The organism is Aeromonas sp. R2-4, from assembly GCF_040908365.1.
GTDB classification, from domain to species: domain Bacteria; phylum Pseudomonadota; class Gammaproteobacteria; order Enterobacterales; family Aeromonadaceae; genus Aeromonas; species Aeromonas veronii.
The window spans coordinates 16461-34869 of the sequence record NZ_JBFODO010000045.1 but is presented as its reverse complement, the minus strand read 5'-3'; the positions used below and the strand labels follow the sequence as shown (position 1 = coordinate 34869).

General features: G+C 58.9%; 19 protein-coding genes. 8 read left to right on the top strand and 11 right to left on the bottom strand.

Annotated elements, in window-relative coordinates; translation table 11 throughout:
* Nucleotide 1 precedes the first annotated feature (1 nt).
* From mltC to mutY, 3 genes are all read right to left on the bottom strand, one after another.
* Nucleotides 2-1105 (bottom strand): membrane-bound lytic murein transglycosylase MltC, encoded by a 1104-nt coding sequence (gene mltC / locus AB5Z05_RS17410; protein ID WP_042052484.1) that lies wholly within the window; start codon nt 1103-1105, stop codon nt 2-4.
* A gap of 117 nt (nt 1106-1222) precedes the next feature.
* Nucleotides 1223-1495, bottom strand: coding sequence for an oxidative damage protection protein (locus tag AB5Z05_RS17405; protein ID WP_005335828.1), 273 nt, complete (start codon nt 1493-1495; stop codon nt 1223-1225).
* Nucleotides 1496-1503: 8 nt separating this feature from the next.
* A complete protein-coding gene (mutY, locus tag AB5Z05_RS17400; RefSeq protein ID WP_139495088.1) occupies nt 1504-2556 on the bottom strand; it encodes an A/G-specific adenine glycosylase in 1053 nt (350 codons plus the stop codon).
* 236 nt (nt 2557-2792) lie between these two features.
* Here mutY and AB5Z05_RS17395 point away from each other — a divergent pair, with 236 nt between their 5' ends.
* Entirely contained in the window at nt 2793-4031 is a 1239-nt protein-coding gene (locus tag AB5Z05_RS17395) for a multifunctional CCA addition/repair protein (protein ID WP_368152394.1), read from the top strand.
* A gap of 118 nt (nt 4032-4149) precedes the next feature.
* Here AB5Z05_RS17395 and AB5Z05_RS17390 read toward each other — a convergent pair whose 3' ends face one another.
* Entirely contained in the window at nt 4150-5748 is a 1599-nt protein-coding gene (locus tag AB5Z05_RS17390) for a BCCT family transporter (protein ID WP_005335834.1), read from the bottom strand.
* 9 nt (nt 5749-5757) lie between these two features.
* Nucleotides 5758-6285 carry a hypothetical protein gene (locus tag AB5Z05_RS17385; protein ID WP_368152456.1) on the bottom strand — a complete coding sequence of 176 codons (528 nt, stop codon included), beginning with the start codon at nt 6283-6285 and terminating at the stop codon, nt 5758-5760.
* 163 nt (nt 6286-6448) lie between these two features.
* Here AB5Z05_RS17385 and AB5Z05_RS17380 point away from each other — a divergent pair, with 163 nt between their 5' ends.
* On the top strand, nt 6449-6928 hold the full coding sequence (locus AB5Z05_RS17380; RefSeq protein WP_042081587.1) for a MarR family winged helix-turn-helix transcriptional regulator: 480 nt from the start codon (nt 6449-6451) through the stop codon (nt 6926-6928).
* 69 nt (nt 6929-6997) lie between these two features.
* Here AB5Z05_RS17380 and AB5Z05_RS17375 read toward each other — a convergent pair whose 3' ends face one another.
* Entirely contained in the window at nt 6998-7579 is a 582-nt protein-coding gene (locus tag AB5Z05_RS17375; RefSeq protein ID WP_128814904.1) for a YjaG family protein, read from the bottom strand.
* A gap of 162 nt (nt 7580-7741) precedes the next feature.
* Between AB5Z05_RS17375 and AB5Z05_RS17370 the strand changes: the two genes are divergently transcribed.
* Complete coding sequence (locus tag AB5Z05_RS17370) at nt 7742-8686, top strand: D-2-hydroxyacid dehydrogenase (protein WP_236767055.1); 945 nt, start codon at nt 7742-7744, stop codon at nt 8684-8686.
* 71 nt (nt 8687-8757) lie between these two features.
* On the opposite strand, the gene mepM is transcribed toward AB5Z05_RS17370, so the two are convergent.
* Nucleotides 8758-10095 (bottom strand): murein DD-endopeptidase MepM, encoded by a 1338-nt coding sequence (mepM, locus tag AB5Z05_RS17365; RefSeq protein WP_236767054.1) that lies wholly within the window; start codon nt 10093-10095, stop codon nt 8758-8760.
* 260 nt (nt 10096-10355) lie between these two features.
* Between mepM and AB5Z05_RS17360 the strand changes: the two genes are divergently transcribed.
* Both AB5Z05_RS17360 and AB5Z05_RS17355 read left to right on the top strand, forming a co-directional pair.
* Complete coding sequence (locus tag AB5Z05_RS17360; protein WP_368152390.1) at nt 10356-11654, top strand: LapD/MoxY N-terminal periplasmic domain-containing protein; 1299 nt, start codon at nt 10356-10358, stop codon at nt 11652-11654.
* Complete coding sequence (locus AB5Z05_RS17355; RefSeq protein ID WP_362786263.1) at nt 11651-12592, top strand: TAXI family TRAP transporter solute-binding subunit; 942 nt, start codon at nt 11651-11653, stop codon at nt 12590-12592. The genes AB5Z05_RS17360 and AB5Z05_RS17355 overlap by 4 nt, the downstream gene beginning before the upstream one ends.
* Here AB5Z05_RS17355 and AB5Z05_RS17350 read toward each other — a convergent pair.
* A complete protein-coding gene (locus tag AB5Z05_RS17350; protein WP_042052461.1) occupies nt 12587-13261 on the bottom strand; it encodes a transglutaminase-like cysteine peptidase in 675 nt (224 codons plus the stop codon). The two genes, AB5Z05_RS17355 and AB5Z05_RS17350, sit on opposite strands and share 6 nt — an antisense overlap.
* Nucleotides 13262-13328: 67 nt before the next feature.
* Nucleotides 13329-14267 (bottom strand): zinc ABC transporter substrate-binding protein ZnuA, encoded by a 939-nt coding sequence (znuA, locus tag AB5Z05_RS17345; protein WP_368152388.1) that lies wholly within the window; start codon nt 14265-14267, stop codon nt 13329-13331.
* 93 nt (nt 14268-14360) lie between these two features.
* On the opposite strand from znuA, the gene znuC reads away from it, so the two are divergent.
* Nucleotides 14361-15137: a zinc ABC transporter ATP-binding protein ZnuC gene (znuC, locus tag AB5Z05_RS17340; RefSeq protein WP_236767051.1), complete on the top strand. Its 777-nt coding sequence runs from the start codon at nt 14361-14363 to the stop codon at nt 15135-15137.
* A gap of 21 nt (nt 15138-15158) precedes the next feature.
* The gene (gene znuB / locus AB5Z05_RS17335) at nt 15159-15938 is read left to right on the top strand and encodes a zinc ABC transporter permease subunit ZnuB (RefSeq protein WP_005354863.1); all 780 of its coding nucleotides are present in this window, start codon (nt 15159-15161) and stop codon (nt 15936-15938) included.
* A 9-nt stretch (nt 15939-15947) separates the two neighbouring features.
* On the opposite strand, the gene AB5Z05_RS17330 is transcribed toward znuB, so the two are convergent.
* Complete coding sequence (locus AB5Z05_RS17330; RefSeq protein ID WP_042052463.1) at nt 15948-16838, bottom strand: LysR substrate-binding domain-containing protein; 891 nt, start codon at nt 16836-16838, stop codon at nt 15948-15950.
* Nucleotides 16839-16929: 91 nt separating this feature from the next.
* On the opposite strand from AB5Z05_RS17330, the gene AB5Z05_RS17325 reads away from it, so the two are divergent.
* Nucleotides 16930-17787: a DMT family transporter gene (locus tag AB5Z05_RS17325; protein WP_021231711.1), complete on the top strand. Its 858-nt coding sequence runs from the start codon at nt 16930-16932 to the stop codon at nt 17785-17787.
* Between the two features lie 4 nt (nt 17788-17791).
* Here the strand turns inward: AB5Z05_RS17325 and AB5Z05_RS17320 are convergent, their stop codons facing one another.
* Nucleotides 17792-18379 carry a uracil-DNA glycosylase family protein gene (locus AB5Z05_RS17320; protein ID WP_368152383.1) on the bottom strand — a complete coding sequence of 196 codons (588 nt, stop codon included), beginning with the start codon at nt 18377-18379 and terminating at the stop codon, nt 17792-17794.
* Between the last annotated feature and the right edge of the window lie 30 nt (nt 18380-18409).

Genomic DNA, 18409 nt, shown 5'->3' with positions numbered 1-18409 from the left:
CTTAACCGGCCCGACTGGCAAAGGCTCTCTTGAACCCCTTCTCGGCCTGATTGACCTTGTAGAGGTAACGGCGCGCCTCCTCTTTGGGATGCTGCTCGGTCAACACCTGATAGACCGCCTCGGGGGAGAGCCGGTTGATCCGGCCCGGCGCCGCCTTGCGATCGCTGGAGAAGGTATTGAGTACCCCGCCCGCACCACCGTTATAGGCGGAGATCACCGCATAGCGACGGGAGCGCGGATCCTCGATATCCGCCAGATAGACGGTCTGCAACAGGTGGAGATAGGCGGTACCGACATCGATGTTGTAGGCCGGGTTGAACAGCTCCTCCCGGGTCGGCTGGCCGTTCTTGCCCTTGACTCGCACATAGACGTCACGCCCAGCCGTAGCCGGAATGACCTGCATCAGGCCATAAGCGTTGGCATGGCTCACCGCATAGGGGTTGAAGCTGCTCTCGGTCTTGATCACCGCATAGATCAGGCTCTCCGGCACGCCGTATTTGCGCGACGCTTCCCGGATGATCCCCGCATACTTGTAGCCCCGTCGATCTTCATGGTTGGCCACCATGGGAATATCAACGAAGAAGATGGTGCGAATCCCCAAAGTGCGCTTCTTCATCGCAGTGTTGAGCAGGTAATCGGCATAACGCTCGGCGCGCCAGGAGGCGCGGATTGGCTGGCGCTGGTTGTCCAGCACCTGACCATAGAGGAAAGGCTCGCCGCCGGTCAGAATTTCCCGATCGGAGTAAAGATCCACTTCGGCCGGATCGTCCGGCGTCAGCAGGGTCTCGATAATGGCGCGACGCAGGTGAGCGCGGGGATCGATGCCAGATACCGTCTCTACCATGATGTGGCCGCTGGAGAAGTCAATGTGGGCCCGGCTCTTGTACTGATCCGTGTATTTGACGTAGTCAAACTTGCCCGCAAACAGCGCCTCCCGCCCCCATATCTCGTTCACGTTATGGGAGAGCGCGCTGATCATGTGTTCAAAACCGCGGATGTCCTTGCCGTTGACCAGATCGTCATCCTCACTCCCGCTGGGCTTGGGGGAAGATGAGCAGGCAGAAAGAAACAGCAGGGTGCACAGCAGCCAAAAAATTCGGCCCATAGGATCCTCAAACCGGGCAGCAGAGCTGCCCATCATTCATTTGCTGCGACTTCAGGAGCGGTCACGCCAGTGTGGCGCCATTCCCGCACCTGTTCACACGTACAACAGCCGGAGAGCTTACTGGGCAGGCGGGGTGTAACCTTCGATCTGCACTTCACCTGCATCAAACAGGTAGCTGACCATCTCTTTTTCCAGCAGTTGGCGATGCTCAAGATTCATCATGTTGAGCTTTTTCTCGTTGATCAGCATCACCTGTTTCTTCTGCCACTCGGCCCAGGCTTCCTTGCTGATGTTGTCAAAAATCCGCTTGCCGAGCTCACCGGGATAGAGTTGGAAATCCAGACCCGGGCCCTCTTTTTTCAGGCGTTGGCAAAATACAGTACGGCTCATGTTGACCTCTATGGTTGTAACTCTGGATAGGCGAGCAGACGGGCCGTGGCGGCCGCCAGCCCCACCTCGGCAGGATGGCGTAAGTTATACCAGAGTCGGTTATCTGCTTCCATGAGCCGCAGCGGCTGCGCCTCATCAATGTCAATCAGCAGCGGCTGAATATCGAGATGGAAGTGGCTGAAGGTATGGCGAAAACCGGCCAGTTCACGATAACTGTGATGGCTCAGGCCGAGGGACGCCAGCAGACCATCCACCTCCGCCAGCGAGGCCACCTGCGGGAAGCAGTAGAGCCCGCCCCAGATCCCCTGTGGCGGCCGCTTCTCCAGCAGCAACTCATCGCCGTGACGGATCAGCAGCATGATGCCATCGCGGGCCGGAATGCTCTTCTTGGGCTTGCTGTTGGGATAAGCGGTAGGCTTGCCTTGCGACAGCCCCTGGCAATCGGCCCGCACCGGACAGCGATCACAGGCTGGCTTGCTGCGGGTGCAGATCGTCGCCCCGATATCCATCATTGCCTGATTGTATTGCGCCACCCCCAGCTTGGGGGTGAGCCGGATGGCGATCTCCCACAGCTCGTTCTCCACCTGTTTTTGACCGGGCCAGCCCGGCAGCGCCAGCCAGCGGGTGAGTACCCGCTTCACGTTGCCATCAAGGATGGCATGAGGCTGACCAAGAGAGAGCGACAGCACGGCCCCGGCGGTAGAACGGCCAATGCCCGGCAGCGCCATCACCTCGTCAAAGCGCTCGGGAAAGAGGCCATGGTGATGATCGCGGATCTGCTGGGCCGCCTTGTGCAGGTTGCGGGCCCGGGCGTAGTAGCCAAGCCCGGTCCAGTGGTGCAGCACCTCATCGACAGGGGCATCGGCCAGCGCCACAACATCGGGGAAGCGCGCCATAAAACGCTGGTAATAGGGGATGACTGTGGCGACCTGGGTCTGCTGCAGCATGATCTCCGAGACCCAGACCCGGTAAGGGGTCTTCTCCTGCTGCCAGGGCAGGGTTTTGCGGCCATGAAGCTCGTACCACTCCAGAACCCGGCTTGCGAAGGTTGATTGATTCACGTTGTTCTCATGTCGTTGATATATGGGGAACTCTGCGGTTCCTTCGGCTCATCTGGCCTGCGTGGGCATAAAGTCATCCCGCGCACAGCGTCAGCTGTCTGGTGCGGCAGCGTAAGGCCTCGTCACGCCCAAGTCAAAGCCGCGCTGACTGACGCTGCGGGCAGGTGGTGGCCAGGCAGCAAAGCGGTAACAAAGACGATATACTCGGCCCCACGATTGATGACGGGAGAGACGGTTTGCAGACTTATCTGGTTGGGGGCGCAGTGCGGGATCGCCTGCTGGGATTGCCGCAGGGCGACAGGGATTATCTGGTGGTCGGCGCCACCGTGGAGCAGATGCTGGCGCTGGGGTTTACCCAGGTCGGTCGCGACTTTCCCGTGTTTCTTCACCCCAAAACCCAGCAGGAGTATGCCCTCGCCCGTACCGAACGCAAACAGGGTCAGGGCTACACCGGCTTTGTCTGCCACGCCGCCCCCGATGTGACGCTGGAGCAGGATCTGCTGCGCCGGGACCTCACCATCAACGCCATCGCCGAAGATGATCAGGGCCAGCTCCATGATCCCTACGGTGGCATTGAGGATTTGGAAAAGCGGCTGCTGCGCCACGTTTCCCCTGCCTTTGCCGAAGATCCGCTGCGCATCCTGCGGGTCGCCCGCTTCGCCGCCCGCTTCCACGCTCAGGGCTTTACCATAGCGCCGGAAACCCTCGCCCTGATGAGCGAGATGACGGCCGCTGGCGAGCTGGCCCACCTCACGCCGGAGCGGGTTTGGAAGGAGCTGGAAAAAGTGCTGCTGGGGCCGACCCCGCAGATCTTTATCGAGGTGCTGCGCCAGTGTGGTGCCCTCAAGGCGCTGTTCCCAGAGATTGATGCGCTGTTTGGCGTCCCCGCCCCAGCCAAGTGGCACCCGGAGATCGACACCGGCATCCACACCCTGATGGTGCTGGAGCAGGCGTGCCGGATCTCCCCCGAGCTGACCGTGCGCTTTGCCGCCCTCTGCCACGACCTTGGCAAGGGAGTGACCCCCAAGAAGTTCTGGCCCAGCCATCACGGTCACGGCCAGAAGGGGCTGCCGCTTATTCGCGCCCTGTGCGAGCGGTTCCGGGTTCCCAACGAGTGCCGGGATCTGGCGCTGCTGGTGAGCGATCTGCACACCCACATCCATATCGCTTTTGAGCTCAAGCCCGCCACCCTGCTCAAGGTGTTTGACAAGGCAGATGCCTGGCGTCGCCCCGAGCGCTTTGCCCAGTTGCTGGATGCCTGCCGCGCCGACTTCCATGGCCGTACCGGTTTCGAGGAGCGGGTCTACGCCGAGCCGGACTATGTGGCCGAAGCGCTGGCTGCCGCCCAGGCGGTGCCGGTGAAAGAGATAGTGGCGGCCGGTTTCAAAGGGGAAGAGATCAAGGAGCAGCTCGCCAAAAAGCGGACCGATGCCATCAGCCGGGTCAAGGATGAGTGGACCTTTATCGAAGAGTAACTTGGGCCCCATAACAGACGGCCGCCCTGATGATGAGCTCCGCAAGGAGAACATCGCCAGGGCGGCCGTTTTGCATCCAGATTGATATGTGAGGGGGCGCTAACCCCTGCTGGTGCCGTTATGCCGGACCAATTCGCTCCATCAGGCTCATATGGGATGAGCCATCGTGGCGCTTGAGGTTCTGACGATACTCAAACTGGCGCTGGCTCTCTTGCTTGAGCCCCAGCATCAGCGAATAGCACATCGCCAGCATGATCACCGAGAAGGGCAGCGCGGCTATGATGCTGGCCGCCTGCAAGGCCGCCAGGCCGCCGGAAACCAGCAGGATGGCGGCAACCAGCCCCTGCCCCAGACCCCATACGGCGCGGTGCAGTACCGGCGGCTCCTGATCACCGATGGAGAGCAGGGTGGTGATGACCAGCGTACCCGAGTCACTGGAGGTGATGAAGTAGGTGCAGATGAGCAGGGTTAGCACGGCCTTGGCGATCCAGCCGAAGGTATCCCAATGCAGCAGCTCGACCGTCTTGTAGAGCGCCAGCGTCACATCCTGATTGACCGCAGCGACCACGCCGCCACCGCCAAACAGCTCCAGATTCATCGCCGTACCGCCAAACACGGTGAGCCAGAACATGCCGAGCAGTGAGGGTACCAGCAGCACACCGAGCACAAACTCGCGAATGGTACGCCCCTTGGAGATACGGGCGATAAACATGCCGACAAACGGCGCCCAGGCAATCCACCAACCCCAGTAAAACGCCGTCCAGCTCGACTGCCAGGCCGAGGTGCCGTTGGCCTCGGTGTTGGTCCAGAAGCTCAGTTTGACGATGTTCTGCAGGTAATCGCCGATGTTCTGTACATAGGCGTTGAGGATATAGGTGGTCGGCCCCAGCACCAGAAAGAGTGCGAGAACGAAGACGCTCAGCCAGATATTGAGCTCGGAGAGGATCTTCACCCCGCGCCCGACCCCGGAGACCGCCGACAGGGTGGCGATCAGACTGATACCGCCAATCAGCCAGAGCTGGTTGGACTGCGACACCGCCATACCAAACATCTGGTTGAGGCCGGTATTCATCTGGGAGACCCCCAGACCAAGGGAGGTCGCCACCCCGAACACGGTGCCGAACACGGCCAGCACATCGGCCGCATGGCCCCAAAAACCGTAAATCCGCTCGCCAAGGATAGGGTAAAGCACGGAGCGAATAGCCAGCGGCAACTTGCGACGATAACTGAAAAAGGCAAGTGACAGGCCGACGATCACATAGATGGCCCAGGGGTGCAGGCCCCAATGGAAAAAGGTGAGGCGCATGGCGATCTGGGCCGCTTCCGGGGTCATCCCTTCGGTAATGAACGGATTGCCCTGCAGATGGTTCATCGGCTCGGCGATGCTCCAGAACACCAGACCGATCCCCATGCCAGCGCTAAATAGCATGGAGAACCAAGCGAAGTAGCCGAACTCCGGTACCTGGTCGTCGTCACCCAGCCGGATGCTGCCAAAACGGCTAAACATCAGGTAGACAGCGAAGAACAGGAACAGGGCGACCACCAGAATGTAGTACCACTTGAACCCGGCAATAATCTGATCCTTGGCACCGACAAACCAGGCGGCCGCGGTATCGGGAACAAATACGCCAAACAGCAAAAACAGGGTGATCACGGTGAGGGCCGTCATGGCCATAGTCGGGTTGAGGCCTTTCAATAGCCCTTTGCTTGCTCGCATCCAGCCTCCTTAGTCGTTGTTGAAAAAGTCTTCGCCCACATGATCACCGGCACCGCCGATGGCGCGATAGACCAGCTTACCAGCTGCCTGTTCGCGGTGATCCACCAGCGAAACCGAGGGCTGGCCATTCACGGCGTGACGCTTGCCAAGGAAGATGGCCATGGGGACGCCCAGATTGGAGATACCGCTGGTGATCCAGAGGCGGTTGAAGTCGTAAGAGCCACCGATGAACTCCAGCTGTGCCAGGCCGGTATCGAGGCCAGTCAGATAGAAGTTCATGGCACTTTCGTCAGGAAAGAGGTGCACCAGCACATAGGCGTAGCGTAATTCATTCACCAACTCCTTTAGGTTGAAAGTACCTGTCTCACTGCAAGAGAGGGGTAACTCACCATCATAGTGGTGTACCTTGAGGTTGTTCGGGTCTTCATCATAGGCAGGCTGATAGCGCACAAAAGCCGAGGTATCCGGCAGTTCATAGCGCACTCTGACCACACGTAACTCGGCCACCAGAGACTTGATATCCAGCTCGTCATGCATCATTTCGCTCCTCAAATGTCAGGGTGAATTCCGTGAAATGCCCGTCAACCTAACACAAAATTAATTAGAGCAGAAATTATTACAACAAAAACCATATTGACCTTGTGACGAATTAGGCGGAAAATTTTTCGCCTCTCCATAGCCCTCCAATGACGCACACCCCATGGAAAAACATGATGAAGTGCTGGTTGCCCTGCGCCAGATTATTCGTGCCATCGACATGCACTCCAGGCGCTTGATCAAAGAAGCCGGGCTCACCTCCCCACAACTCTTGCTGCTCAAAGGGATCGACGAGCTGGGACAGATCTCCATGCGTCAGCTGGCCGATCACACCAACATGAGCCAGGCCACCGCCACCACCATCATGGACCGATTGGAGAGCCGCCAACTGGTGCAGCGCGTTCGCAGCAATACCGACAAGCGCAAGGTTCACGCGACACTGACTGACGCAGGCCGCGCCCTGCTGGCCCAGGCTCCCACCCCGCTGCAAGAGCGCTTTATCCAACGCTTTCAATCCCTTGAAACCTGGGAGCAGACCCTGCTGCTCTCTTCCCTGCAACGCATCTCCTCCATGATGAATGCAGACGAAATCGACGCCGCCCCAGTGCTGAGCGTCAGACCCCTCACCGAAGAGCAGGCATAAGCTGCTGAACAATTTCAGGCATAAAAAAGCTCCCGAACGGGAGCCTTTTCGATCAGGGGCCACAGAGGATTACTCTTCCAGGCTGATCCCGATATTGGAGACGCCATCCTGAGAGGCGAATGTTCTGATGGCAAGGATACGATCGCTATCGCGTTCATGGGCGACCCGCTTGAGTAGTTCGACCTGAAACTCCAGCTCGGCTTCCATGTACTCGTGCTCGTAGAGCTCCTCTTCGGTCAGATCCCGCTCTTCCAGCAGCTCGATAAAACCGGCCACGGTACCGACCGACGCATGACTGGCATCGTTGGCCTCTTCGCCAACCCGGCAGATCACCGAGTTATAGGCGCAGCCCAGCGCAACACAGGCATCAAGCGCCGGATAGGCACCGTAGGATTCAAACTTGCGGGGATCCGGAATGTGAGACTCGAACTCTTCGAGAATGGCACCCAGATTGACCCGGGATCCCTTGACGGTGAGATAGACCCACATCTGATCCAGCGCATGCCGGAAAGCGCCAGCATTGCCAAAGCCGGAAGCCTGACAGAACAGGGCATAGTTGGGGTACATGCGCTCTGCCAGCGCTAGGGTGTAGACGGTCTGTTGCCAAGGCTGTAGCTCGGCCAGTCGCTTATAAAACTTGTCACCAAACACTGGAGTCGGATCCTTTGCAAAATGTGGGGCAGATTGTAGCCCACGAGGCGCGCGGCGAAAACGAAAAAGCGCCCTGGTCGGCTATGTTGCGATATGAAGTCAGGTAAGATGGGCCGAGAGCGGCATCTTGTTGCGCCGCAAATTCTGATAAGGAACAAGAGTATGAGCCAACGTACCCTTCTTTTGCTCAGCCAGGATAATGCTCACTACGAACGGCTGCTCAAGGCCGCCAATCTCCCCCATCTGCGCATTCTGCGAGCCGATAATCCGGGCGATGCCGAGAAGCTGATCGGCGAAGCCCATATTCTGATGGCCGAACCGGCCCGTGCCAAACCGCTGCTGCCCAAAGCCAACAAGCTGAGCTGGTTCCAGTCCACCTACGCGGGAGTCGATGTGCTGCTCGACCCTGACAGTCGCCGTGATTATCAGCTCACCAATGTGCGCGGCATCTTCGGCCCGCTGATGAGCGAGTATGTCTTTGGTCATCTGCTCAGCCTGATGCGCCAAATCCCCCTTTATCGGGAGCAGCAGAAACAGCGACTGTGGCAAAGCCACCCCTATCAGGGCCTCAAGGGGCGCACCATGCTGATCCTGGGGACCGGCAGCATTGGCCAGCATATCGCCCACACCGCCAAACATTTTGGAATGAAGGTGCTGGGCATCAGCCGCAGCGGTCGGGAGCGGGCCGGATTTGATCAGGTTTATCAACTGCCGGCGCTCAACAAGATGCTGGCGCAGGCCGATGTCATCGTCAGCGTGCTGCCAGCCACCCGCGATACCCGTCATCTGTTCAATGCCGCCCGCTTCGAACACTGCAAACCGGGCGCCATCCTGTTCAACGTCGGCCGTGGCAGCGCCGTGCACTCTGGCGATCTGCTCACCGCACTGCGTACCGGCAAGCTGGCGATGGCGGTGCTGGATGTGTTCGAGCAGGAGCCGCTACCCGCCGACAGTCCACTGTGGGGCCAACCCAACCTCATCGTCACCCCCCACAACAGCGCCTACAGCTTCCCGGATGATGTAGCCCAGATCTTTGTGCGCAACTACATCCGCTTTATCGATGGCCAGCCACTGGATGGCAAGATCGACTTCGACAAGGGTTATTGACCCTCACGGCGCATGTAAAAAGGCCCCGCCAATCTGGCGGGGCCTTTCATTTCAAGCTGTGACGACAGGAATCAACCCGCGGCCAGCTCCTTGCGATAGCTCTTCACCTTGGCAAGGAACTGACGACGCTCCTTGCCGCTGAGCGGTTCAGCCATCGGCAGCTTGGCGGTCATGGCATTGACTGGGCGGTTGTTGATCCGCAGCTCGTAGTGCAGGTGAGCACCGGTCGAGCGACCTGTGTTGCCGGAGAGGCCGATCTTGTCACCCATCTTCACTCGCTGGCCGGTTTTGACCAGCAGCTTGCTCAGGTGCAGATAACGGGTAGAGAGAGTACGGCCATGCTTGATGACGATATAGGTACCCGCCAGCGGGTGGCTGGTTGCCTTCTGGACGATACCATCGCCAGTCGCCAGCACTGGCGTGCCTACCGGCACCGCAAAGTCAGTGCCCTCGTGAGGACGCACCATACCGGTTACCGGATGTTTGCGCGCCGGGTTGAAATTGGAGCTGATCCGATAGCGGCTGTGGGTCGGGTAGCGGCGGAAACCGCGCTCCAGACTGTTGCCCTGACCGTCGTAATAGTTGCCGTCATCGGAGAGCCAGGCCGACACCGTCTTGCCCTGGCTAGTCACTTCCACACCCAGCAGCTGGCTGTTGCCAGTGCTCTTGCCTTCCACCGTCTCCTGGCGTACCAGCACTTTGAACTTGTCGCCCTTCTGCAGATCCTTGGCGAAATTCATTCGCCACTGGAACAGGTTGGCAATTTTCTGGATATGGTTGGCCGGAATCCCCGCATTGCGGGCACTGACATAGAAGCTGCCGTTGATCACGCCGTTGTAACGCTGCGGTTGCCACTCGACCTTCTCATTGATCATGGAGGCGGTATAGGCATCATCGCTGCGCGCCATCACCAGCGTCTGCTTGATGTTCAGGCGGATTTTGAGTTGCTGCAGGATGTTGTCCTGATCGATCAGCAGCTCGATATTCTGGCCCGGCTTGAGGCGCGCCAGATAGTTCTTGTTGTCCGCGTCCAGCACCTTGTAGAGGGTGGTGGTGGAGAGACCGAGATTGTTAAAAATGGCGGTCAGGTTTTCGCCGTTGCGGACCCGGTAATCCTGCCACTGGGGGGTGGTGTCGACCGGGATGTCGTCATCCGGCACACTCTGATCAACCAGTTCGTGATCGGGAATTTCGTTAAAGTCGGTGTTGTTTTCGTTGGTTGCCGTACCTGCGGTATCAATGGGCAACTCAAGACGCAGCGGCCGCTCGAGGATGTCACCCGGAGCTGGCAATAATGCCACTGCTGACAGGGTCATGGCCGTCAGCATCAGCATGGCGTAAAAGTGTTTGCGGGGAACCGGTGGTTCCCAATTGGCAGCCTGTACTACCAAGGGACGGAGACGTTTCATCCGCTATCCTGTATTTAGATCTAAAGAGTGTGAGTTGCGATGTCAGTTGTGACAAAACCGTATAAAACTGTTTGTTGGACACAAATAGTTACAAATAGTTCATCACAATCTGCATGAACCTCACATTTTATGCATAACGCGCCCGGATGGGCAGAAATGATCGTCTTTTTTAACCATTTTTTCCTATTTTTAAGAACCGGGTCGGATTCGATACTGAATAGAAACCTGAAATGTTGCGATAACTTTTCCATGGAGTGGATATGTCGTTAGCAAAACTGTTAATCAGAATAATTGTCGTCCTGTTCCTGATCGGTGCAGCGCTGCTGTTTGCACTGGAAGTCACGACGGTCCGCCAATCCATCCTCGACCAGATGTCAGCCAACCTGGAAACCGCCATCACCGCTCTCGGGCTGGTGCTGCAAGGAACCCTGCTCAATGACGACAATGTGCTGGCCGAGACCATCGTCAATGCCATGTTCGATGGCGGCTTCGTCAGCTCGGTCATTCTGGTGGATCCGGATGGTCAGGTACTGTTTCAGAAGGCATTCCACTCTACCCAGCAAAATGTCCCCGGCTGGCTTCCCTCGGTTATCGGCATGCCGCCCGTCAAAATTGAGCAAGAGTTGACCGATGGCTGGCGCATGCTGGGCACTCTGACCCTTGAGGGGCATAGCGGCTACGCCTATCAGCATCTGTGGAATGCCATCAGTCGCACCGGTCTGGCGCTGCTGGCGGGCCTCGTCGTATTTACCCTGATCATCTCCCTGGTGTGCAAACGCCTGCTGCAGCCCCTGGAGCAGATCAACCTGCAGCTGATCCGTATCCGCAAACACCAGTTCAACAGCACCCTGCCCACTCCCTGGTTGCAAGACCTCAAAGAAGTGGCACTTTCCATCAACCAATTGGTTTCCGAACGCAAACGGGATCTGCTGCAACAACGACTCAAAATCACCCAGCTGGGAAAACAGCTGCCACTGACGACCCCACAGCCGCTGCAAGGAGTAAGCCCGCTGCCGGAAGGTGGGCAACTGCAAAAATTTGTCTCCACACAAGGGGAGATCGCGCTCTATCAGCGTTTCTTGCCCAGTCAACCCCTCGGTGCCGACAGCGAGCTCGCAACCATCCAGAGCGCCCTGCAACAGTGGCAGCACTCTCATATAGAAGGGATCTTGCTGCCCCTCTCCCTGCTCAATCACCCGCAATGGTCCGAGATTGCCCCTCTGCTAAGCCAGGGTCGAGGAAAAACACTGGATTGGCGCTGGGATGTGGCCACATTCCCCGCCCACGGCCAGTCCACATTGGCCGCGCTACAGGAACAGGGGTGTGAGCTCGCCTTCAGCGCCATTCCCCTCAATGCAGACACCTTCAATCAACTTGATCCGCTCAATCCCATCTTTATCAGCTGTCAGCTGACCGATGAGCCGCTCTACTGGAATCTGCTCTCCCAAACCATGCATGCTGCTGGCTATACCCTACTGGCAGAATCGGGAGAGTGCCGCGACATCGACAAACTGCGGACCTGGGGTATCGATGGTTATGCCAAGGAGGCGCAATCATGAAGAAGCTCGCCATGCTGTTGCCCCTGCTGTGGCAACCCGGCCTGATGGCTGAAACCGTCACTATCACCACCGGGGGTGAGCAGGGGATTTATCACCAGATAACCAAAGAGTTTTGCCGTCTGGCTCATGAGGTCGACGAGCAACTTGCGTGCACACTGCAGAGCTCATCGGGTTCAATAGAAAACCTGACGCGACTCAAGAGTGGCGAGACCGCCTACGCCATGGTGCAGTCAGACTGGCTATATCAGGCAAGCCAGGGCTTGGGCCCTTTTGCCACGCAGCCGCAACCTGAGCTGCGCGCCCTGTTTGCCACCCATGCCGAGCCCTTCACCATAGTGATCCGTGCCGATGGCGATATTACTTCACTGGAACAGCTCAAGCTCGCCCCCATCGACATGGGGTTGAAGAGCTCGGGAACCCGCCAGACGGCGCTGACCCTGTTCAACATCTTGGGAGCGAAAGAGCAGGATCTCGATCTGAAGAGCATGGCCAACCTGCCGGATGCGCTCTGCAGCAAGCAGATCGACGCATTTGCACTGGTGATGGGACACCCGAACCGGATTGTGCTCGACACCGCCAAACGTTGCGCGGTCAGTTTCCTCCCCATTGATGGGGCCACCCGTGATCAGCTACTCAAGGGGGTCAAATATTACCAACGCAGTCAGGTGCCTGCCCGCATCTACCCCGGCAATCTGAAGGCAACTCCCACCTTTGCCATTGCCGCCACCCTGGTTACCAATGCCACCATGCCGGAAGAGTCTGTCTATCGTCTGACCAAGGCCATGCTGACCCAGCAGACCAAGTTCAATGAGCAGACTTATGGCTACGCCAATATGTTTCACCGGGCACGCAATAAAACCGGCCCGGTGCTGAGTATTGAACAGCATCCGGGCGCGGCGAAATATTTCGATGAGTTGAAGGCGGCGGGCAAGCTATAACTGACGACGAGGAGAGCGCAGTTGCTCGCTGGAGAAACGGGTCTTCATAGATGTCCACTGCGCCAACCGATCGGCACTCCCCGCCAGCGTCCCTTCCCGCCGTGACTTCATGATCCAGATGCTTTTGGCATCGAAACTGTAAACGGGAATGAGATCGGTACGCTTGCTGCCCGGCAGGATCCGGCTGTTGATGTTGTCGAGCACCAGTGGGTCAGCCTTGGGTGTCGGGAAGTAGAGCGTCACCATGTGGAACTGGTTGTAACGCACCGCCTTGACGTAGGCCAGTCGCAGCTTCTTCTCATCCACCCCCAGCTCCATCAGGGTGTAGTACTTGGAGATGCTGTAATCCTCGCAATCCCCACCCCGGGCGCCGATGAACTCCAGCGGATTGGCCCAGTAATCCTCATCTCCCCACAGCTTGGGATCCTCGCTATAGGTCAGATTGTTGAAGTAGTTGTTCACCAGCTCGATCTTCTGCTGGTCGGTTGTACCCGCTCTGGGGGTGAGCAGGCGAGAAAATGCCTCGGCCCGCTGAATGGCGCGGCCACCATACACTTCCTGCAGCTTGGCCCGCAGATCCGGACTGGCAATATATTCGGAAAGACGCGAAGCCTGCACGCTGGCGCAACATAGCGCCAGAGTACAGGCCGGGATCAACAACCATTTCATACCGGACACTCCATGTCAGATGCTGGAGGTCAGTATAGTCCCTCCGGATGAGAGGCTCAGCAGGCGATCAGCGACACTGTGCGAATGCGTCTGCCAGTTGCTGCATGAATTGGGGATAACCATCCGAACCGAGTGGCACCTGTTCACCCACCTCATCAAGCAACAGTACCTTGGCGCCGGTATTGCGTGCCACCGATTCGATCACAGCCGGTGAGAATTGCGGCTCGGCATAAATGCAGCTCGCCTGCTTCTCTTCCAGTGCCTTGCGGATATCCACCAGGGTCTTGGCGCCTGGGCGACGCTCAGGGCTCACGGTAAAGTGACCTTTTGAACTCATGCCGTAGTGGCGCTCCCAGTAGCCATACGCCTCGTGGAAGACAAAGTACCCCTTCTCATTCACTGCCTTCATCTGGCCGGCAATCACCTTGTCCTTGGCATCTACCTTGGCATCAAATGCCGCGAGGTTGGCGTCATAGCGAGCCTGATTGGCCGGATCCAGCTTGCCCAATTCACTTGCGATCGCCTTGGCAATCACCTTGGCCTGCGTCGGGCCAAGCCAGATATGGGGATCGACCCCTTCGTGATGATGTCCCTCATGCCCTTCATCATGATCATGGTTACCGTGCTCGTGGGCGGCATGATCGTGATCATCATGGTCATGGGAGTCATGACTATCCTGAGTCGCGTAGTTGAACAGCGGCATCCCCTCAACCTGAGTCAGGGCCAGAGCATGGGGATGATTGGCCAGCGGCTTGGCCATAAAGCCTTCCAACTCGGGGCCAACCCACACCACCAGCCCAGCACTGTTGATGTTGCGAATATCGGAAGGGCGCAGGGAGAAATCGTGGGGAGAGGCGCCGGTCGGCAACAATACCTTGGGCTCACTCACGCCATCAGTGATCGCTGCTGCGATGAAGCCAAGGGGCTTGATGGTGGTCAGTACCTCAATGGCACGAACAGGCAAACACACCGCCAGCAGGGCAGTGAAAAGCGCAATAATTCTCATTGGTGAATCTCGTCAGGGGGTGAGTATGTGATAATATAACAGCTGCTTTTTGTTATATTATAACTCTCACTGGCTGTAAACCCCGGAGTTGTCATGAGCCAACTGTTAGAGCTGAAAGAGGTCTCTCTCTCGTTTGATGGGCGCTCTGTGCTCGACAAGGTCTCCTTTACCCTCAATAAAGGCAAAATCACCACGCTAGTCGGCCCCAACGGGGCGGGCAAGAGCACTCTGAGCAAGCTGGTGCTGGGCCTGCTCACCCCGGATTCGGGCAAAATCACCCGCAGCCGCGACCTGAGAGTCGGCTATGTGCCCCAGCGCCTCTATCTGGATCCCACCCTGCCGCTGACGGTGCGCCGCTTCCTGCAACTGGGCAAAAACAGCCGCCTCTCCATCGAGGAAGCACTGGCCCGGGTAGGCGCAGAGGGATTGCTGGAAAACCGGATGCAAAAACTCTCCGGCGGCGAGATGCAGCGGGTACTGCTGGCCCGCGCCCTGCTGGTCAAGCCCGAGCTGTTGGTACTGGACGAACCGGTTCAAGGCGTGGACATCACTGGCCAGATCGAGCTCTACGCCCTGATCGGCCAGCTCGCCGCCGAGTTCAATTGCGCCGTGTTGATGGTCTCCCACGACCTGCATCTGGTGATGGCCAGCACCCACGAGGTGATCTGCCTCAATCGCCACGTCTGCTGTCATGGCGAGCCGGAAAGCGTGGCGCGCCACCCCGAATTTGCCCGTCTGTTCGGGCGACCGGAGCAGGAGGTGCTGGCGGTCTATACCCACCATCACCACTGCGACGGCGAACACCATCATCATGAACCGCAGGCCCCCGTCATCCGCCTGCCTTCTCGCAACAACGCTCACAGCAAATAGCGCAAGCAACAGGACATTCAAGTGGACAGCTTTCTGTTATACGCCCTCGCGGCCGGTCTCGGCATCGCCCTGCTGGCCGGCCCCCTCGGCAGCTTCGTGGTATGGCGCAAGATGGCCTATTTTGGCGACACCCTCTCCCATGCCTGTCTGTTCGGCATCGCGCTGGGCATCCTGCTGCAGGTCGATCTCACCCTGGCGGTGGTGGTCTGCTGCCTCGCCATGGCGATGCTGCTGGTGATCATGAGCCGCAACCAGCAGGTAGCAACCGATACCCTGCTCGGCATTCTGGCCCACAGCGCCCTGTCCCTCGGTCTGGTTACCTTGAGTTTTATGGATAACGTGCGGGTGGATCTGATGGCCTACCTGTTTGGCGACCTGCTCTCGGTACAACCGATGGATCTGCTCTGGATTTACGGCGGTGGCGCGCTGGTACTGCTTACCCTGTGGCGACTGTGGGATCCCCTGCTCTCCATGACCATCTCGGAAGAGCTGGCACGGGTAGAAGGGATCCGGGTCGATGTGCTGCGCTGCGTACTGATGCTGCTGATCGGGCTGGTGATTGCCGTGGCGATGAAGTTTGTCGGCGCGCTGATCATCACCTCCCTGCTGATCATTCCCGCCGCCACCGCCCGCCGCTTCAGCCAGACGCCGGAGCAGATGGCTGGCTTTGCCGCGCTGATTGGCTGCCTCGCCGTGCTGGGTGGATTGACCCTCTCCTGGTATCAGGACACCCCAGCTGGGCCTTCGGTCGTCGTCTGTGCCACCAGCCTGTTTGTGCTGAGCCAGTTCAAGAGAGCGTAACGGTGCAGGCTAGAGCGGCATACTCTGGCGTGTCTCCATCATCAGCCACTGGCGCAACCGGCTGATAGCGGGCTCATGGGCCCGCGAGCGCTTGCAGGTAAAGTAGAAGGCATCCCCCGTCTCCAGCTGGTGTACCGGCAAGGCCACCAGTTGGGGATCATCGGGCCGCAGCATGTAGTCATTCACGAACGCCACCCCCTGATCCCAGGCTGCCGCCTCCATCGCCAGCAGCACATGGCTGAAGTGGTGCATTCGCGCCTCGTCAGGGATCACCAAGCCACCTGCCTTGGCCCAGCGCTGCCAATCCTCCCCCCGCGCCTTGTAAATGGACTGCACCGAGAGCAGCGGCAGCTGCCAGATGGCCTCAGGCCACTCCCCGCTTATCTGCTGCAACAGGCGGCGACTACAGACCGGAAAGAGCCGCTCCTGATAGATAAGATCGTGGCAATAGCCACGCCCGTGGGGTGAGACTGTGATAAAGCAGTCCGCCACTCTATCGGAGAGTTCGGGGTCTTCCGCCACCATCTCCAGACTCAAATCCAGCTCGGGGTAGAGCTGGCGCAATCCCGCCAGGCGGGGGATCAGCCACTTAACCGCAAACGAGCTGTAGACCGCAAGCCGGACTCGCATCTCGCCACCACCACGCAGCTGTTCGCTGCTTTGGGCAATCTGGCTAAGCCCGGCAGCAATCCCTTCGAAGTAGCTCTCCCCCTGCGGCGTCAGCGAGAGCAACCGCCCCTGACGCAGCAGCAAGCGCTCACCCAGAAAATCTTCCAGCAGGCGGATCTGGTGGCTGACCGCACTCTGGCTGACGTTCAGTTCAAGGGCGGCGCGGGAGAAGCTGAGCAACCGGGCCACCACCTCGAAATATTGCACCGCACGCAGGGGAGGAAGCTTCATTATCTAAATATCTCATGAGTGGTCATTTTTTATCATTTTACTGGATATCAACCGGCACGCTACCCTCCCCGAATCTGAAGTGGGAGGTGGTATGAATGCAGTAGGGATCGGCATCCTTTATCTGGTGCTGGGCAATATGGTGGCGGTTTTTTCCGATGCGCTGGTCAAGGTGCTGGAGCCGGATCAGCCCATCTTCCAGTTTGTCTTTTTCCGCCAGCTCTCGGCCGCCATTCTGCTGATGCCCTGGCTGCTCTGGTCATGGCGCCGCAATCCACCGGTGGCCATCAAGTGGCACCTGCTGCGGGCCCATATCTGGGCGGTCGGCGTCTGCCTGATGGTAGTGGCCCTCACCCGCTTGCCGCTCGCCACTGCCAATGCCCTCTTCTATGCCGCCCCCCTGATGATGGTGCCGCTGGCGGTGTGGATGGCGGGGGAAGCGATCTCGCGCCAGAAGGTGCTGACTGCGGTTATCGGGTTTATCGGGGTATTGATCGTACTGCGCCCGACTGAGGTGAACTGGGCCGCGCTGGCTGCCCTCGGGGTGGCGCTGTCGATGGCGCTCAACAATCTGCTGATCAAGCGGATCCCGCTCAAGCAGCCCATCGCCCAGACCCTGTTTTTCACCAACGTGCTGAGCATGCCCTTCATTCTGGCGCTGGCATTGTGGGAAGGGGGCAACTGGCAGTGGCAGATGTGGTGGCCCGCTTTTGGCTCCTCGGCACTGATCATGGTCTATGCGGGCTTGTGCGTGGTGGCCTATCGCAAGGCAGAGGCGAGCAAGATCGCCTCGGCGGAGTACACCGGTCTGCTGATGGCGGTGGCCATCGGGGTGTGGCTGTTTGACGAGCAGCCCGGTCTGCCGCTGCTGCTGGGCTGTATCTGCATCGTCCTGCCGCTCATCGCCATGGCGCGCAGCAAGCCAAAACCGCTGGCCGAACCGGCGCTTTAAGCGCTCAGGGTCGTTCCAGCAAAGGGGCGACCCTTTGCTGCAGATGGGGGACCATCTCATCCTCGAACCAGGGATTCTTTCTGAGCCAGAGGGTATTGCGCGGTGAAGGGTGAGGCAACGGCAGCCAGCCGGGGCCATAGTCAGCCCAGCTGCGCACCGTCTCGGTGAGCGACCCCTTGGCCGCCCCCCGCAGGTAATGGGCTTGTGCATACTGGCCGATCAGCAGGGTCAGCTCGACATTGGGTAGCAGCATCAATACCTTGTCGTGCCAGTTAGGCGCGCACTCGGGTCTGGGCGGCAGATCGCCCGACTTGCCCTTGCCGGGATAACAGAGCCCCATCGGCATGATGGCGATGCGGGATTGGTCGTAAAAGGTGGCCTTATCGACCCCGAGCCACTGGCGCAGCCGGTCACCGGAGGGGTCATCCCACGGGATCCCGCTGGCATGCACCCGGGTGCCGGGCGCCTGACCGATGATCAGCAGGCGGGCACTCTCGGCCCCGCGGATCACTGGACGAGGCCCCAGCGGCAGGTGAGCCTCACACAGACGGCAGGCCCTGATTTGCTCAAACAACTTATCGATTCGCTGCATGACGTTGATAGTACCAGCATTTCCCTGTTT

Excerpts from the sequence above, each read along its gene's own strand:
- mltC (WP_042052484.1), bottom strand. The coding sequence starts at position 1,105 with ATGGGCCGAATTTTTTGGCTGCTGTGCACCCTGCTGTTTCTTTCTGCC.
- AB5Z05_RS17405 (WP_005335828.1), bottom strand. The coding sequence starts at position 1,495 with ATGAGCCGTACTGTATTTTGCCAACGCCTGAAAAAAGAGGGCCCGGGT.
- AB5Z05_RS17390 (WP_005335834.1), bottom strand. The coding sequence starts at position 5,748 with ATGCGAGCAAGCAAAGGGCTATTGAAAGGCCTCAACCCGACTATGGCC.
- AB5Z05_RS17385 (WP_368152456.1), bottom strand. The coding sequence starts at position 6,285 with ATGCATGACGAGCTGGATATCAAGTCTCTGGTGGCCGAGTTACGTGTG.
- AB5Z05_RS17380 (WP_042081587.1), top strand. The coding sequence starts at position 6,449 with ATGGAAAAACATGATGAAGTGCTGGTTGCCCTGCGCCAGATTATTCGT.
- AB5Z05_RS17370 (WP_236767055.1), top strand. The coding sequence starts at position 7,742 with ATGAGCCAACGTACCCTTCTTTTGCTCAGCCAGGATAATGCTCACTAC.
- mepM (WP_236767054.1), bottom strand. The coding sequence starts at position 10,095 with ATGAAACGTCTCCGTCCCTTGGTAGTACAGGCTGCCAATTGGGAACCA.
- AB5Z05_RS17360 (WP_368152390.1), top strand. The coding sequence starts at position 10,356 with ATGTCGTTAGCAAAACTGTTAATCAGAATAATTGTCGTCCTGTTCCTG.
- AB5Z05_RS17355 (WP_362786263.1), top strand. The coding sequence starts at position 11,651 with ATGAAGAAGCTCGCCATGCTGTTGCCCCTGCTGTGGCAACCCGGCCTG.
- AB5Z05_RS17350 (WP_042052461.1), bottom strand. The coding sequence starts at position 13,261 with ATGAAATGGTTGTTGATCCCGGCCTGTACTCTGGCGCTATGTTGCGCC.
- znuA (WP_368152388.1), bottom strand. The coding sequence starts at position 14,267 with ATGAGAATTATTGCGCTTTTCACTGCCCTGCTGGCGGTGTGTTTGCCT.
- znuC (WP_236767051.1), top strand. The coding sequence starts at position 14,361 with ATGAGCCAACTGTTAGAGCTGAAAGAGGTCTCTCTCTCGTTTGATGGG.
- AB5Z05_RS17330 (WP_042052463.1), bottom strand. The coding sequence starts at position 16,838 with ATGAAGCTTCCTCCCCTGCGTGCGGTGCAATATTTCGAGGTGGTGGCC.
- AB5Z05_RS17325 (WP_021231711.1), top strand. The coding sequence starts at position 16,930 with ATGAATGCAGTAGGGATCGGCATCCTTTATCTGGTGCTGGGCAATATG.
- AB5Z05_RS17320 (WP_368152383.1), bottom strand. The coding sequence starts at position 18,379 with ATGCAGCGAATCGATAAGTTGTTTGAGCAAATCAGGGCCTGCCGTCTG.